The organism is Streptomyces sp. NPDC057445 (genome assembly GCF_042802855.1).
Classification (GTDB): Bacteria; Actinomycetota; Actinomycetes; order Streptomycetales; family Streptomycetaceae; genus Streptomyces.
Map to the genome: position 1 here is coordinate 270,183 of NZ_JBHVDH010000001.1, position 14,227 is coordinate 284,409.

Genomic DNA, 14,227 nt, shown 5'->3' on the forward strand with positions numbered 1-14,227 from the left:
GGGCCGCCGCGTTCAGGTCGCGGCGGCCCCTTCCGGCCGTGCGGGGGTGCCCGCGGGGGCGGCTACTCCCGCTTCAGGCCCAGCACCTCCGCCGCCCCGAAGGTCTCGTTCGGGGGGCGGGAGGCGTAGTACGGCGAGAGCACGCCGTCCAGTTCCTCGTACGAGAACGTCTCCTTCGCCGAGTCGAACTTCGCCGCCACCCGCGGGCGTTCGACCACCGCGACCATCCCTCCGTGGACGACCAGGAGCTGACCGTTGATCCGTTCGGCGGCCGGGGAGGCCAGGTAGCCGACGAGCGGGGAGACATGTTCCGGGGCGAGCGGGTCGAGTTGACCGTGGCCCGGCCCACCGCCTGCCCCGAAGGTCTCGTCCGGGGGGCGGGCCGCGAAGACGTCCTCGGTCATACGGGTCCGGGCCCGCGGGCAGATCGCGTTCGCGGTGACGCCGTACTTCCCCAGTGCGAGCGCCGTCGACGTCGTGAGTCCGACGATGCCGCCTTTCGCGGCCGCGTAGTTGGGTTGTCCCGCCGATCCCGCGAGGAACGCCTCCGACGAGGTGTTGACGATCCGCCCGTACACCGGACCGCCGGCCGCCTTGGAGCGCTCCCGCCAGTGGACCGCCGCGAAGTGGGTCGTGTTGAAGTGGCCCTTGAGATGGACCCGGACCACCGAGTCCCACTCGTCCTCGCTCATGGAGAACACCATCCGGTCCCGGAGGATCCCCGCGTTGTTGACCAGGATGTCCAGTCTGCCGTAGGTGTCGATCGCCAGGCCGACGAGATCGCGGGCCGCCGCGAAGTCCGAGACGTCGCCCAGATGCGCCACCGCACGGCCGCCCGCCGCACGGATCTCGTCGGCGACCGCCTCCGCGGGCGCGGCCGACGCCTCGCCGGAGCCGTCGCGTCCCGGCTGCCCGTAGTCGTTGACGACGACGCTCGCACCGAGCCGTGCCAGTTCCAGCGCCTCGGCACGCCCGAGCCCGCGGCCCGCACCCGTGACGACGGCGGACAGACCCTCCAGGGGGAGTGACATGAACCGTCCTCTCAGATCTCGATACAGGTGCGCAGCGCCTCGCCCGTACGCATCTGGGTCAGCGCCTCGTTGATCTCGGCAAGCTGCACCCGGTGCGTGATCAGCGACTCCAGGTCGATCCGGCCCGCCCGCCAGAGCGCGATCGCCCGTTCGTACGAGCGGAGCACGTCCCCGCCCCCGTACATCGACGGCAGGATCCGCTTCTCGTCGAAGAACAGCTCGAACATGTTGAGCTGCAGGAAGTCGTCCATAGCGCCCGCACCGACGATGCACAGCGTGCCGCCGCGCCGCGTCGTGTCGTACGCCGTCCGGGCCGTCGCCGACCTGCCGACGACCTCGAAGACGTAGTCGAAGCCCTCGCCGCCCGTGATGCGCTGTTTGGCGTCGGCGAGTTCGTCGGGCGGGACGGCGTCGGTCGCGCCGAAGCGCAGTGCCGCCTCACGCCGCGAGGCGACCGGGTCGACGGCGACGATCCGGGCCGCGCCCTGCACCCGCGCGCCCTGGATCGTGGAGATGCCGACGCCGCCGCAGCCGATGACGGCGACCGACGAACCGGCCGTCACCTTCGCGGTGTTGATGGCGGCGCCGAGTCCCGTCGTCACGCCGCAGCCGATGAGGGCCGCGATCTCGTACGGCACATCGTCCGGTATCGGCACCGCGCAGCCGGCGCCGACCACGACCTCTTCCGCGAAGGTGCCCGTCCCGGCGAAGCCGAAGACGTCACCGCCGGGGCGCCTGAAGTTGGGTGTGCCGGCGTTCAGGAAACCGGCCAGGCACAGCTGCGACTGGCCGCGCCTGCACGCCGGACAGGCACCGCACGCGGGCAGCCAGCACATCAGCACCCGGTCGCCCTGCTGAAGACCGCCGACCCCGTCTCCGACGTCGACGATCTCGCCCGCACCCTCGTGGCCGGGGACGAAGGGCGCGGGCTGCGGCAGCACCCCGCTCATCGCGGAGACGTCCGAGTGGCACAACCCGGTCGCCCTGACCCGGATCCTCACCTTTCCGGGGCCGAATCCCACCGCCTCGACATCGTCGAGGACTTCGAGTTTGTCCTGGCCGATCTCGTGCAGTACGGCTGCGCGCATGGTGCGGCTCCCTTCAGGAGGTCAGGAAATGTGCTCGAGAGATGAGGAGGGAGGTGAGGTCGGGAGATTCAGGGCCTGCGGCCGGGCGATCAGGTCAGGAGATCGCGACGACGGTGTCGGCGAGCACCGGCGCGTCGTCCCGCTCCACGGCCGTCACCGTCAGCTGGATCCCGCTGTCCTGCCGCCACATCCGGATGCGCAGGGTCTCCCCCGGGAACACCACCCCGGCGAAGCGTGTGCTGTACGAGCGGACACGGGTGACATCCCCGCCGAGGAGCGTGTCCACGACCGCCTTGAGCGTCATCCCGTACGAGCACAGGCCGTGCAGGATCGGCTTGTCGAAGCCCGCCAGCTTGGCGAACTCCGGGTCGGCGTGCAGCGGGTTCCAGTCGCCGGAGAGCCGGTAGAGAAGCGCCTGGTCCTCGCGGACCCGACGTTCGACGACCTTGTCGGGGGCCCGGTCGGGCTGCTCCACACGCACCGAGGGCCCGCGTTCGCCACCGAAGCCGCCTTCTCCCCGTACGAAGATCTGGGCGTCGCTCGTCCACAGCGGCCCGTCCTCGTCGGCCGCCTCCGAGCGCAGTACGAGGATCGCGGCCTTGCCCTTGTCGTACACGGCGGCGACGCGTGAGGTGCTGGTCGCCCTGCCCTTGACCGGGATCGGGCGGTGGAGGGTGATCGTCTGTCCGCCGTGCAGTACGGCGGCGAGGTCGATGTCGATGCCGGGGGCGGAGAGGCCGCCGACCACACCCATGCCCGCCCCCGCGACGGTGGCGAAGCTGGGCAGGACCTGCAGCCGGGATTCCAGGGTGTAGCGCAGTTCGTCGGGGTCGGTCGCCGGGACGCCCGCGCCGAGACCCAGGTGGTAGAGCTGGATGTCCTTGTGGTCCCAGCTGATCTCGGTACTGCGCGGCTCGGCGGCGATCGCCTTGGCGGCATCGATGGGCATGGGGATGCTGCTCCTTGAGGAGTGGAAGACCTCGGTACGGCCGTCCGCACCGTCGGCCGCACCGAGGCCGTGCGGGACCGGCCGCTCCCCGCGCCCTTTCTAGAACGCGTTCTAGCCGGTTGGCCCCTATGTATAACGCACCCCTCACAGGTTGTGAAGACTCCTGACGTCACGTCAGATCCGGTGTCGGGCCTGCCGACAAGGACATATGTCACTGCCCGGTCCGTACAAGCGCATCTGCCGGGCCCCGGGGCCCGATCCGTAGCGTCGTGGCCATGACGAAGACACCGGAAGCCGCACCCGCGGTCCACTTCACCGGGGCCACGAAGGCCTTCGGCTCCGTACGGGCGGTGGCGGGCATCGGCCTTGCCGTACGGCGCGGCGAGACCGTGGCCCTCCTCGGCCGCAACGGCGCGGGCAAGTCCACCACCATCAGCCTGCTCCTCGGCATCGAGGAGCCCGACACGGGTTCCGTACGACTCTTCGGCGACTCCCCGGCCGCCGCCGTACGCTCCGGACGCGTCGGCGCGATGCTCCAGGAGGGCCGCCCGGTCCCGCGGGTCACCGTCCGCGAGCTCGTCGCCTTCGTCGCCCGTACGTATCCGGACCCGCTGCCCGTCGCAGAGGCGCTCGAACTCGCCGGGCTCACCGAGCTCGCCGGCCGCCGCGTCGACAGGCTCTCCGGCGGCCAGGCCCAGCGCGTCCGCTTCGCCGTCGCGCTCGCCGGCTCCCCCGAGCTGATCGTCCTCGACGAGCCGACCGCCGCCCTCGACGTCGAGGCACGCCATGCGTTCTGGGCGTCCATGCGCGCCTACGCGCGCCGTGGCAACACCGTGCTGTTCTCCACGCACTACCTGGAGGAGGCCGATACCCACGCAGACCGGATCGTCGTCATCGACCGGGGCCGGATCGTCGCCGACGGCAGCGGCGAGGAGCTCAAGCGCGCGGCCGGCGGGAACCTCGTCTCCTTCGATCTCGCGGGCGGGTCCACCGAGGGCCTGGACCTCCTGCCCGGTGTGGTGTCGGTCGAGGTGCGCGGCGACCGCGCACGTCTGCGTACGGACGACTCGGACGCCACCGTGATGGCGCTCGCCGGGCTCGGAGCCGTACGTGGCCTCGAAGTCGCCCCCGTCTCGCTCGACGACGCCTTCCTCTCCCTGACCTCCGCCGTCCCTTCCCATGAACCGGAGACCGTCCGATGATCGTCGACTACGTGAAGCTGGAAGTCCGCCGGACCCTGCGCGACACCGGATTCGTGGTCTTCGGTGTCGGGATGCCGGTCCTGATGTATCTGCTCTTCACCAACCTCGGCACCGCCGATTCCGAGTGGAGGACGGCGTCCATGGTCGGCATGGCGGCCTACGGTGCGCTCGGCGCGGCGCTCTCCACGGGAACCGGGGTCGCCGAGGACAAGTCGATCGGCTGGCTGCGGCAGTTGCGGATCACCCCGCTGAGCCCGCGCCAGGTGGTCACCGGCCGTGCCCTCACCGGATCGGTGATCGTCCTGCCGTCCGTCGCGGCGGTGCTCCTGGCCGGCGGTCTGGTCAACGGCGTACGCATGGAAGCGTGGCAGTGGGCCGCGGTCGCCGCCGCTCTGTGGACCGGCGCCCTCCCCTTCACCCTGCTCGGCATCGGCAACGGCTACCGGCTGTCCGCCCAGACCACCGGCGTCGTCAACGTCGCCTGCAACCTCGGGCTCGCGGTCGTCGGCGGCCTCTGGTTCCCGGTCCAGCTGTTCCCCGGCTGGCTGCGCGCCCTGTCCGGGTACACCCCGGCGAACCGGTTCGCCGAGCTGGGCCGGAACATGACCGACGGCAGTGTGCCGGGCCTCATGACCCTGGTGGTCCTCGCCGCCTGGGCCCTGCTGTTCGGCTCGTACGCGGTGGTCTCGTACCGTCGGTCCGCGAGGACCGCGTGAGCGGAGGGGAGACGCGCGTGAGCATCCTGGGGAGGTTCGGCCGGACGGGGGGCCGCGCACCGGAGGAGATGGGCCCGCCGAACGGCTTCGCGCTGCTGCCATGGCTGCTGATGGGCATGGGCGCCTTCTCCAACGTCCTCCAGGGGAAGACCCCCAACCCCTGGGTCGGCGGCATCGGACTCCTGGCCTTCAACTCCCTCTATGTGGCGCTCGTCTTCCGTGCCTTCGGCGCGACGCGGGAGACACGGGCCACCCGCCTGCTGCTGCTCGCCCTCGGGGCGGTCACCCTCGCTCTCGCCGCCGGCTACGGCGGCTCCTGGCTGCTGTTCTTCCCGCTGCTCGGCCTGGCCACGGGCGCGGTGCTGCGGGGGCCGCGCATCGGACCGGTGATCCTCGCCCTCAGCGCGGTGGCGGGGCTGGTCGCGGGTCTGCGGGACGGCTGGGGCGCGATCAACGTCGCCTACGGGACGTTCATCTCCGGCATGGTGACGGCGGCGATCCTGCGGCTGTCCGAGACGGTCAGGGAACTGCGCGCCACCCGGCAGGAACTGGCCCGCACGGCCGTGGAGAAGGAGCGGTTGCGCTTCTCCCGCGATCTGCACGACCTGCTCGGCCACACCCTCTCCGTGATCGTCGTGAAGTCCGAGGCCGCGCGCCGTCTCGCGCCCCGCGACCTGGACGCGGCCCTCGCACAGGTCTCCGACATCGAGGCGGTGGGACGCCAGGCCCTGACGGAGATACGCGAGGCGGTCACCGGCTACCGGGAGGGCAGCCTGGCCACGGAGCTGGACCGGGCCCGCGACGCCCTGTCCACGGTGGGCATCGAGCCGGTGGTACGCCGGTCGGGGCCGCCCCTGGAGCCTGCGACCGAGGCGCTGCTGAGCTGGGTGGTGCGGGAGTCGGTCACCAACGCCGTACGGCACTCGGAGGCTTCGCACTGCGAGATCGAGGTGAGCGGCACGCCCGAGCGGGTCGCACTGCTGATCACGGACAACGGCCGGGGCGTAGGCTCTGGCACACCCGGCAGCGGGCTGCGGGGTCTTGCCGAGCGTGTCGCCGCGGCGGGAGGCACCCTGGAGTCGGGCCCGGCGACGCGCGGCGGATTCCGGGTGGCCGCGGAACTCCCCGTGGAGCTCCCGGTGTCGACGGAGTGGGAGCGAGCACAATGATCAGAGTCCTTCTCGCCGAGGATCAGGGCATGATGCGCGGCGCCCTGGCGCTGCTGCTCGGTATGGAGGAGGACATCGAGGTCGTCGCCCAGCTGGGGCGCGGGGACGAGATCGTCGACGCGGCGCTCGTGGCCCGGCCCGACGTGGCCCTGCTCGACATCGAACTGCCGGGAAAGTCGGGGCTGGACGCGGCGGCGGACCTGCGCGATGAGGTGCCCGGCTGCCGGGTGCTGATCCTGACGACGTTCGGGCGGCCCGGGTATCTGCGGCGGGCCATGGAGGCCGGGGCCGCGGGATTCCTGGTCAAGGACGGGCCGGTCGAGGAGCTCGCGGAGGCGATCCGGGCGGTGCTGCGCGGTGAGACGGTCATCGATCCGGCGCTCGCGGCGGCGGCGCTGAGCGCGGGGCCGAGCCCGCTGACGCCGCGTGAGCGGGACGTCCTGAACGCCGCCGTGGACGGGGCCACCGTCGCGGACATCGCCGTGAAGGTGCATCTGTCGGAGTCGACGGTACGGAACTATCTGTCGGCGGCGATCGGCAAGACCGGGACGCGCAACCGTATTGAGGCGGTACGGGCCGCCCGCCGCCAGGGCTGGCTGTAGGCGGTCCGCCATGACGATCGGGGTTTCGGCCGAGGGCCGGGGCGCCCTGGACGACTGCGGCGCCGTGCCAGCAGCACACAGCTCCCAGGCAAGGACCGGCCCCCGCCGAACCCCCGTCACTCGAAAGTATTGCACAGTGCAAAGGATGTGCTCCAGGGACGTGCTCGCACCGCGGCCGGGGGTCGGGGGCGGGCAGGGGCGGGCTGGGGCGGCGGGCTGGGCGTCCACGTACGCGCCAAGGGGTCGCGTACGAACCGAGGCAGTCGCGTACCGGACAGCGCGTCACGAACCGGCCGGGAGGAGACGGCCGGTGGGAGACGGCCCTCCCCCACCGTGCAGACCGCACCGCACCGGTCACTGCTGCGGGGTCACGGCCTTTTCGACGTCCTCGAAGGTCGCAGTGTCCACGAGGCCGGTGTCCTCCAGGACCTCCATGTGGTCCAGGACGGTCTGGTTGGCCTGGCGGGCGTGACGCCGGATGAGGTCGTTCTGGGTGGCGGCCCGCACTTCGGCGATCGTGGCGAAGATCTTCCCGTGCGAGGCGCGCAGCAGGTTGGCGAAGATCCGGTCGAACTCCGCCCCCCGGGCGCCCTCCATCTGCCGCACCCAGCCCTGCTGTTCCTCCGTCGCCTCGTCGGGCAGCGGAACCCCGAGGATCTTCGCGTCCTCACGAACCAACTGGTCGAGCTTGCTGTGCCCGTCGAGCAGATGCAGGCCCGCGCGCTTGACCGCCTCGCTGGAGGCATTCGACTGGGCGAGCCGGCCGGCGGGGATCTCCCACAGACCCGCCTGGCGCACCTTGGTCAGAAAGGTCTTGTCGACCTCGGTCACCGGCTGGGGTCCCTCGGGTGCGGCCTGCGCCCCGTCCGCCGCTTCGGCCCCCGCCGTTCCGCCGGAGTGGGTGGCGCCGGAGTGGCCGTAGCCCGAGCCCGCGGAATGCCCGTAGCCGTTCTGTGCGGCGACACCGGCGGGGGCCTGGGTCGCCGCCGCCTCGTCGTCACCGCCGCGGGTCAGGACCACCACGGTCGCGATGATGGCGCAGACGACCGCGATGACCGCGATCGTCGGCAGCGGGAAACCGGCCTCGCCGGCGTGTCGGTTCGGACGCATGGAATGCCTCCCGGTTCGGCATGGAGTGGTGCTCGTTCATGTCGTCGGGAGCTGTGTGGTGCGGCTGGCACGGCGCGCAGCCTCCAGTACGGGGGCCGGTGGCCGTGCGTTCAGTGGGCCGCCGGATTCCCCGGGGCGGGGCCGTCGCCCCTGGGGCGGCAGCGGTGCGCGGGGCCGACGCCGACCGTACGGCACGGCACGATAGAAATGAGGTATGACCGATATGAGGGAGTACCCGCAGCCCGTCGACGACATCGACGCGGTGACGCGCGCGGTGCTGACCGCCTCCCGGCTGCTGGTCGCGGTCTCCGCCCGTTCGCTGGCAGCTGTCGAGGAGCGGGTGACCCTGCCCCAGTTCCGGCTGCTGGTGGTGCTCTCCACGCAGGGCCCGTCCAAGCTCGTCACACTCGCCGACCGGCTCGGCGTCAATCCCTCCACGGCCATGCGCATGATCGACCGGCTGATCGCGGCGGGGCTCGCGGACCGGCAGCTCAACCCCGACAGTCGGCGGGAGACGGTGCTGCGGTTGACCGACGAGGGACGCGCCCTGGTCGAGGACGTCATGGCCAGGCGCCGCCGGGAAGTCTCGGAGATCGTGGAACGGATGGCCCCGCGGCAGCGGACCGCGCTGGTCAACGCGCTGACCGCCTTCAACGAGGCGGGCGGCGAGCCGTCGATGCCGACGAGTGGGGCCGACGCGTATCCGCTGGGGTGGGAGGACACGGCGCCACTGCCGCACTGCGGTTGAGAAGTGGGGCGGTGGCCCCGAGAAGCCACCGCCTCCGTCAACTGTTCGTCGGCATGGGCATGGCCATGCCGGCACGCCCGTCAGCGCGTTGCTCTCCGAAGTCGCCGATCACTCCTGGCGGGCGGCGGCCAACTGGCCAGAGCAAATGGGTCGAAGATCGATGACGATGATGCTCTTCCAGTATTCCGCAGGGTCTTCCGAACGAGATCCAGCGGCTGGTCGCCACACTCGACAGCCACTCGAACACGGCGTGGCCCACCGGCTCGTCTGGACCGCATCACCGTCAACAGACGGCAAATCAGACATGAGGATCGCGACCCACGACTTTATCAGTTGGTGAGCCAAGGCGAGAGGAGCTCGGAGAACTCCTGGTCAGAAATCTGGACACCTCCCCAGCCGAATCTCTCCCATGCCTGCGCCCGCTGAAGAACGGGAATCGGAATGTCAAACGCAGCACGAAAAACGGCAATGAAAGAGATGACGCCGAACGCCGAACCCAACTTCTCCCGGGAAAGCAAGGCCAGTTCCACTGCACCCTTGCCTTCCGCGTGAGCCGCCGCCCTCAGCTCGTCTGCCGTTTTTTCCAGATCACCCATCCTGCACCTGACTTCCGTTCTGCTCCGAGCACTGACTGCCGCGTGAGGGCGGGTCTCGCTTCACGTGACACCCGCCCTCACAGACACACATCATCTCGCGAATCGCGAGGCCGATACCCTAGTGGAAGAGCACACCAACCTCGGTGTACTCACCCCACATACCTCGAAGCTCAATGAGTTCCACCTTCGTGAACCCGTGCTTCGCGGACATATGACCCGTGAACGTTCCCCGAAGTGCGGCTTCCTCAAGCGACGCGTACTGGCCACTACGCACAGCCTTGTTGAAGGAGTTCAGGTTGTCGCTGAGATCTCCACCGTTCTGCCAGTAAGCCTTTACGCCCTTGACCTTGTCTCCGAAGTGCGCGAGGGCGGCATTGAACATTTCGCCACCACTCGGCGTGTCCTTACCTATTTTGACGGCCATGGAAACGATGCCCTGGTCGTTGATGCCCGCGACGATTCCCCGTCCGCTTGGCGCTACGTCAACGTAGTCGGGGCACTTGGCGCTGCTGGTCGCGCTGAGCCGCTTCGCGCTGCCAGCAGCCAGCAGCGCGCGAGCCTTGGACGGGGCCAGAGCAGTGGCACAGGCTGCCTTCAGCCGCAGGAACTGCGCCTTGCTGATACCGGCGATGGCCTCTTCCGACAGGCCGGCGGTACGCAGTGCCCTGTAGGCGTCGGCAAACCCGATACCAGTCCTCGCGGCGGCGTCGGCTGCCTTGATGGCGTCGGCGATGGGCCTGAGGATCTTGCCGGCGAACAGGGTCGCGACGTCGAAGACCACCCAGCCGCACTGGCCGCCGTCTCCCTTGGCGCCACCGGGGATGAGCTTCTGGAAGCACTTGATCCAGCTGCCGAAGACGACGTCGACCGGGTCGATGCCCTTCTGGAACTCGGCGATCGTGATCGTGTGCGTGACCTTCTGCTTCACCTCGGTGACGTGCGGGCCGACATAGGTGGTAGCGCCGGCCGGGCACATGTATTCCATCGGGTCGATGTCGGCGTCGCACATGTAGAGGCTGAGGTAGGCCTTCAGGCGGAACTCGACCGTCATCGTGCAGCCGCCGGTGTAGACGAGCGGGGTGTACCACGCGTCGCAGGCGGCCGTCTTCTCTACGGTCTTGGGTTCGCCGATCTCCTCGTAGCGGTCGACCTTGTAGAACATGTTGCCGATGGAGCCGTCCTTGTCGACGACGGTGCCGGCATTGATGTCCTCGCTCTTCGCGGCCTTTTCGGCCCGGTCGGCGGCTTCCTGGGCTTCCCTGGCGTACCTTTCGGCGTCCTTGGCGGCCTGTTCGGCTTCGGTGGCGGCGGCGTCGGCGCGGGTGGCGGCGGCGCGGGCGTCCTTGGCGGCCTGCTCGGCCGCGGCTGCGGCCTCGCGGGCTGCGGCGGCGTCGAGGGCTGCCTGGTCGGCGGAGGCGCGTGCCTGCGTCGCGTAGCCCTCGGCGCGCCCGGCTGCCTTGTCGGCTGCTGCGGCGTCCTCGGTGGCCTGGCGGTCGTACTCGACGGTGCGGGCCAGCGACTGTGCTGCCTTCGACGCGGCCGCGGCGGCCTCGGCCGCGTAGCCGAGGGCCTCCTTGGAGTAGGTGCGCGCGTTGGCCGCGTGGCCGGCGGCGTTGGCCGCGTACTGGTAGGCGATCTTCGCGTCGCCGGTGGCCTGGTCGGCGAGGTTCTTGGCGGCTGCTGCTTCGGCCTGCGCGTTCTTGGCGTGCGCGTCGGCGACGGCCTTCTGCTGGTCGGCGATCGTCTTGGATGCCTGCCCGGTCAGCACGACCAGGCTCGCGGCCGAGTCGGTGGTGACGTACGGCGAGCCGAGCTGGATCGCGTCGTTGGCGGGCTTGGCGACCTGCGCTGCGGCGTTCCCGGCATCCACCGCGGCCTGCGCGGTGACGTGGGCGAAGCCCGCCGCCTTCGCCGAAGCCACCCGCGCCTTGGCGGCCTCCTTGCTCGCCGCGTCCGCCTGGGTCTTGGCGGTCCTGGCGAGCTTCTCGGCCTCCTGGGCGAGCTTCACGGCCGTCTTGGCCTCGGCCATGGCGTGCTCGGAGGCCTTGATGGCATCCGCCACGGCGCTGGTCGCGGTCTTCACCGCGGCGTCGGCCTTCAGCTTCGCGGCCTGAGCGGCATCCGCGTCCGAACGCGCCCTCTTGGCAGCCGCCTCCGCGCGGGTGGCGGCGGCGTCTGCCGCGGCCGCGGCCTCGGTGGCGGCGTTCGCGGCGGAGCGGGCCCGGCCTGCGGCCGCTTCGGCGTCGTCCGCGTGCCCGTCCGCCTCGTTGGCCGCGGCCCGAGCGGCGGTCGCCTCGTCGCCGGCCTCCAGAGAGTCGGCGTAGGCGCCGAGGGCGTCGGCCTTCGCGCGGTCCACCTCCGCCTTCTGCTCGGCGTCCCACGCGTCGTCCCGCTTGGCCTTCGCGTTGTCCCGGGCCCCGACCGCGCCGTTCTTCCGCTCGACAGCGGTGCGCTCGGCGGCTTCCGCCTTCTCCTTGGCCTCCTGTGCCTTGCCTGCTTCGGCCTGCGCGGTCTGCTTGTGCTGGTTGGCTTCGGCCTGCTTGGCGGCGGCGGTCTCCTTCTCCGCCTTGGCCGTCTTCTCCTCGGCCTCCGCCGCCAGCCGCTTCGCCTTCGCATCCGCGGCAGCGGCCTTCGCGTCGCCCTCGGCCTTCAGCGCCTCGGAGAGCTTGGCCTCAGCCGTCTCCTTGTCCTTCTTCGCGTTGTCCCGGTGCACCTTGGCCGCATCAGCCGCGGCCTTCGCCTGCAACTCGGCGATGTGCGCGGCCTCCTTGCGGAACTCCGCGTTCACCTGCGCGGCCTGCGCCAGCGCGCGCTGCGCGATGGTGTCACTGTCACCCGCGGCAGCCCTCGTGGCGGCCTCGGCGGTCTCTGCGGCCTTCACCATCGCCGTCAGCGCCGCCACAGCGCCCTTGGTGACCTGGGCCTTCTGCTGACCCACCAGCAGACCACGACCCCGCGGCGCACCCGCCGCGTCCGCGATCCCGTACGCCGCCTGCTCAGCCGCATCGGACGTGGCGGCAGCCTTCTTGGCGTTCTCCAACTGCGTCTTCAGCGCGGCGACCTGCTTCTTCGCCGCCGCCTGCGTGTCGGTGACACCCTTCTTCGCCTTGTCGAACTGCGCCTTGTCCGGATAGGAGAGGCTGTCCGTGCCCTTGTGACCCGACGGCTTGATCAGGAACTTCTGCGCACTGGAATCCTTGCAGTCCCACAGCCGCGCGTCCGTGCTCTTGGTGAACGCACTCAGATCCAGGCACTTGCCCGTCGACACGCTCTTCAGCGGCGAAGACGCCCGGACGTCACCCGCCCAGGACTGCCCCGGAGTGCTGTAGCAGTCCGTGATCTGGATCTTCGTCCCGTTCGCCGACTTGTTCCCGGCCACATCCAGGCACTTGAACGAGCCGACGTTACGCAGATGGAGGTCGTCCTCACTGCCTTCGACCATCCACTCCTGCGCCGCGCCGCCGTTGCAGGTGTATACCTGGACCGGCGTGCCGTTGGTCTTGGCGCCGCCCGCGACGTCCAGGCAGTTGCCCTTCGCGCCCGGCACCTCGATCGTCACATAGCTGTCACCGATCCAGCCCACCCCGCCCGCGGACCAGTAGTCCTGCCAGCGAACCAGGTGGTCGGCCACCCAGGAATGACCCAGCAGATCGCCCAGCGCCTTCGCACCCGTGGCCAGGGACGTGGTCGCGCTCTTGTTCGCGGCCAGGATCTGGTTGCGCTGCGTGGCCTGGGCGGCGATCTCCTGCTGCCACTCCTTCGCGGCCGTGGTGGAGATGTCGCCCTGGACCTTGTTCGGGTCGATCGGATCACGCCACGCACACGACGCGAACCGGGTCTTGATGTCCTCGACCGCGATGCGGTGCTCCGCCGTGCCCGGCTGAGGCGCGGTGCGCGGGAAGCCACCCGCCGCGAGGAAGAGACGGGCGTTGTCCGCGCCCGTGGGCTCAAGCGACCAGTCCGACAGATGCTCGAACGCGCCGTGCTCCGCGCGCTGACGCTCCCACTCGGGCAGTTGCGGATCGGGATCCTTGCCGTACAACGGCGTACCGAGGTCCTTGACGGCCTTCACCGTCGCCGCATCGGCCTTGGGCGTGGAGTCCTCGTAGAAGTCGCTCTCGCTCTTCCAGAACCGGTCGGCGACCCACTTGGTCAGACCCGTCTGACCGTAGAAGTCCTTCTTGCCGTCACCCGGCGAGCCGGGCGGCCAGTGGAAGCCGGACACACTGAAGCCACCGGGAGTCTCAAGACCGTCGAGCGGCTTCTTCCAGGTGTCCCGCACGGCGTTGAGCGCGTCCAGCTCCTTGGACGCCGCGTCCTTGTCCTTCTGGTACGCCTGGGCGAGCGGCGTGTCCTCCCAGTGCATCCGGTTGGCCAGCTCGTGCAGCTTGTCCTGCGGCTGATTGAGACCGTCCTGCGCGGTGGTGGCCATGGTCGGCCCGCCCAGACGCAGCACATCGGCCATCAGGCACTGGTCCTGCCGCAACTCTTCGACGGCGGTGTCCGTGTACCAGTCGTAGTCGTCACCCACCGGGGCCATGCGCTGTCCGATGTCCCGCAGACCGGGCTGGACAGCCAGGCCACCGAGGACAGCCAAGGCAGCGACGGATGTGACGAGCGAGGTGAAAGTGGTGGATGTTGTTCGTGATCCGGGTCTGAACAACCCTGGTCTGGAACGCAAAAGGGGCATCCTTCGTCGTGAACGAGGGCAGACGGGGGCGACCGCCCGAAGGGGCGGTGGCGTTACGCGCGGGTCAGCCGGGTGTCCCGATACGGGGACAGGGGCAGCAGGCAGCGGCGACCAAAGCGGCGTTCACAACGAGCCGGAATCGCGGCATGACGAACCATCCCTCCCCCGTGGCGGCACTGTCCCCCCGGCCGCCAACTGATGTGCGCGTCATGGCAGAGCGGTCAAGGTCCACCTACGCGCGCGGCGATCACCATACGCACAGGTAACCCTCCGGAAAAGAGGTGACTTCAGCGTCCCGGGCCCATGATGCGAAAGCACTTGCACAT

The 14,227-nt window shown here is 70.2% G+C and carries 11 protein-coding genes; 5 read left to right on the plus strand and 6 right to left on the minus strand.

Going from position 1 to position 14,227, the window contains the following annotated elements; genetic code table 11:
* Window positions 1-62: 62 nt before the first annotated feature.
* The 3 genes from ACFU5O_RS01185 to ACFU5O_RS01195 all read right to left on the minus strand — a co-directional run bounded on the left by ACFU5O_RS01185 (window position 63) and on the right by ACFU5O_RS01195 (window position 3,068).
* Complete coding sequence (locus tag ACFU5O_RS01185; protein WP_384234852.1) at window positions 63-1,031, minus strand: 3-oxoacyl-ACP reductase; 969 nt, start codon at window positions 1,029-1,031, stop codon at window positions 63-65.
* An 11-nt stretch (window positions 1,032-1,042) separates the two neighbouring features.
* The gene (locus ACFU5O_RS01190; RefSeq protein WP_384234854.1) at window positions 1,043-2,119 is read right to left on the minus strand and encodes a Zn-dependent alcohol dehydrogenase; all 1,077 of its coding nucleotides are present in this window, start codon (window positions 2,117-2,119) and stop codon (window positions 1,043-1,045) included.
* Window positions 2,120-2,213: 94 nt separating this feature from the next.
* Window positions 2,214-3,068, minus strand: a complete 855-nt coding sequence (locus ACFU5O_RS01195) for a MaoC/PaaZ C-terminal domain-containing protein (protein WP_384234856.1) — start codon at window positions 3,066-3,068, stop codon at window positions 2,214-2,216.
* 275 nt (window positions 3,069-3,343) lie between these two features.
* Between ACFU5O_RS01195 and ACFU5O_RS01200 the strand changes: the two genes are divergently transcribed.
* From ACFU5O_RS01200 to ACFU5O_RS01215, 4 genes are all read left to right on the plus strand, one after another.
* The gene (locus ACFU5O_RS01200) at window positions 3,344-4,270 is read left to right on the plus strand and encodes an ABC transporter ATP-binding protein (RefSeq protein WP_384234858.1); all 927 of its coding nucleotides are present in this window, start codon (window positions 3,344-3,346) and stop codon (window positions 4,268-4,270) included.
* Window positions 4,267-4,986: an ABC transporter permease gene (locus ACFU5O_RS01205; RefSeq protein ID WP_384234861.1), complete on the plus strand. Its 720-nt coding sequence runs from the start codon at window positions 4,267-4,269 to the stop codon at window positions 4,984-4,986. Before ACFU5O_RS01200 ends, ACFU5O_RS01205 begins: the two co-directional genes overlap by 4 nt.
* A 68-nt stretch (window positions 4,987-5,054) precedes the next feature.
* Window positions 5,055-6,155 carry a sensor histidine kinase gene (locus ACFU5O_RS01210; protein WP_384236336.1) on the plus strand — a complete coding sequence of 367 codons (1,101 nt, stop codon included), beginning with the start codon at window positions 5,055-5,057 and terminating at the stop codon, window positions 6,153-6,155.
* On the plus strand, window positions 6,152-6,757 hold the full coding sequence (locus ACFU5O_RS01215; RefSeq protein ID WP_384234864.1) for a response regulator: 606 nt from the start codon (window positions 6,152-6,154) through the stop codon (window positions 6,755-6,757). Before ACFU5O_RS01210 ends, ACFU5O_RS01215 begins: the two co-directional genes overlap by 4 nt.
* 354 nt (window positions 6,758-7,111) lie before the next feature.
* On the opposite strand, the gene ACFU5O_RS01220 is transcribed toward ACFU5O_RS01215, so the two are convergent.
* Window positions 7,112-7,867, minus strand: coding sequence for a DUF4142 domain-containing protein (locus tag ACFU5O_RS01220; protein ID WP_384234866.1), 756 nt, complete (start codon window positions 7,865-7,867; stop codon window positions 7,112-7,114).
* Between the two features lie 214 nt (window positions 7,868-8,081).
* Between ACFU5O_RS01220 and ACFU5O_RS01225 the strand changes: the two genes are divergently transcribed.
* On the plus strand, window positions 8,082-8,615 hold the full coding sequence (locus ACFU5O_RS01225; RefSeq protein WP_384234868.1) for a MarR family winged helix-turn-helix transcriptional regulator: 534 nt from the start codon (window positions 8,082-8,084) through the stop codon (window positions 8,613-8,615).
* A gap of 329 nt (window positions 8,616-8,944) precedes the next feature.
* On the opposite strand, the gene ACFU5O_RS01230 is transcribed toward ACFU5O_RS01225, so the two are convergent.
* Entirely contained in the window at window positions 8,945-9,211 is a 267-nt protein-coding gene (locus ACFU5O_RS01230) for a hypothetical protein (RefSeq protein WP_384234870.1), read from the minus strand.
* 118 nt (window positions 9,212-9,329) lie between these two features.
* Complete coding sequence (locus ACFU5O_RS01235) at window positions 9,330-13,901, minus strand: ricin-type beta-trefoil lectin domain protein (protein ID WP_384234873.1); 4,572 nt, start codon at window positions 13,899-13,901, stop codon at window positions 9,330-9,332.
* Between the last annotated feature and the right edge of the window lie 326 nt (window positions 13,902-14,227).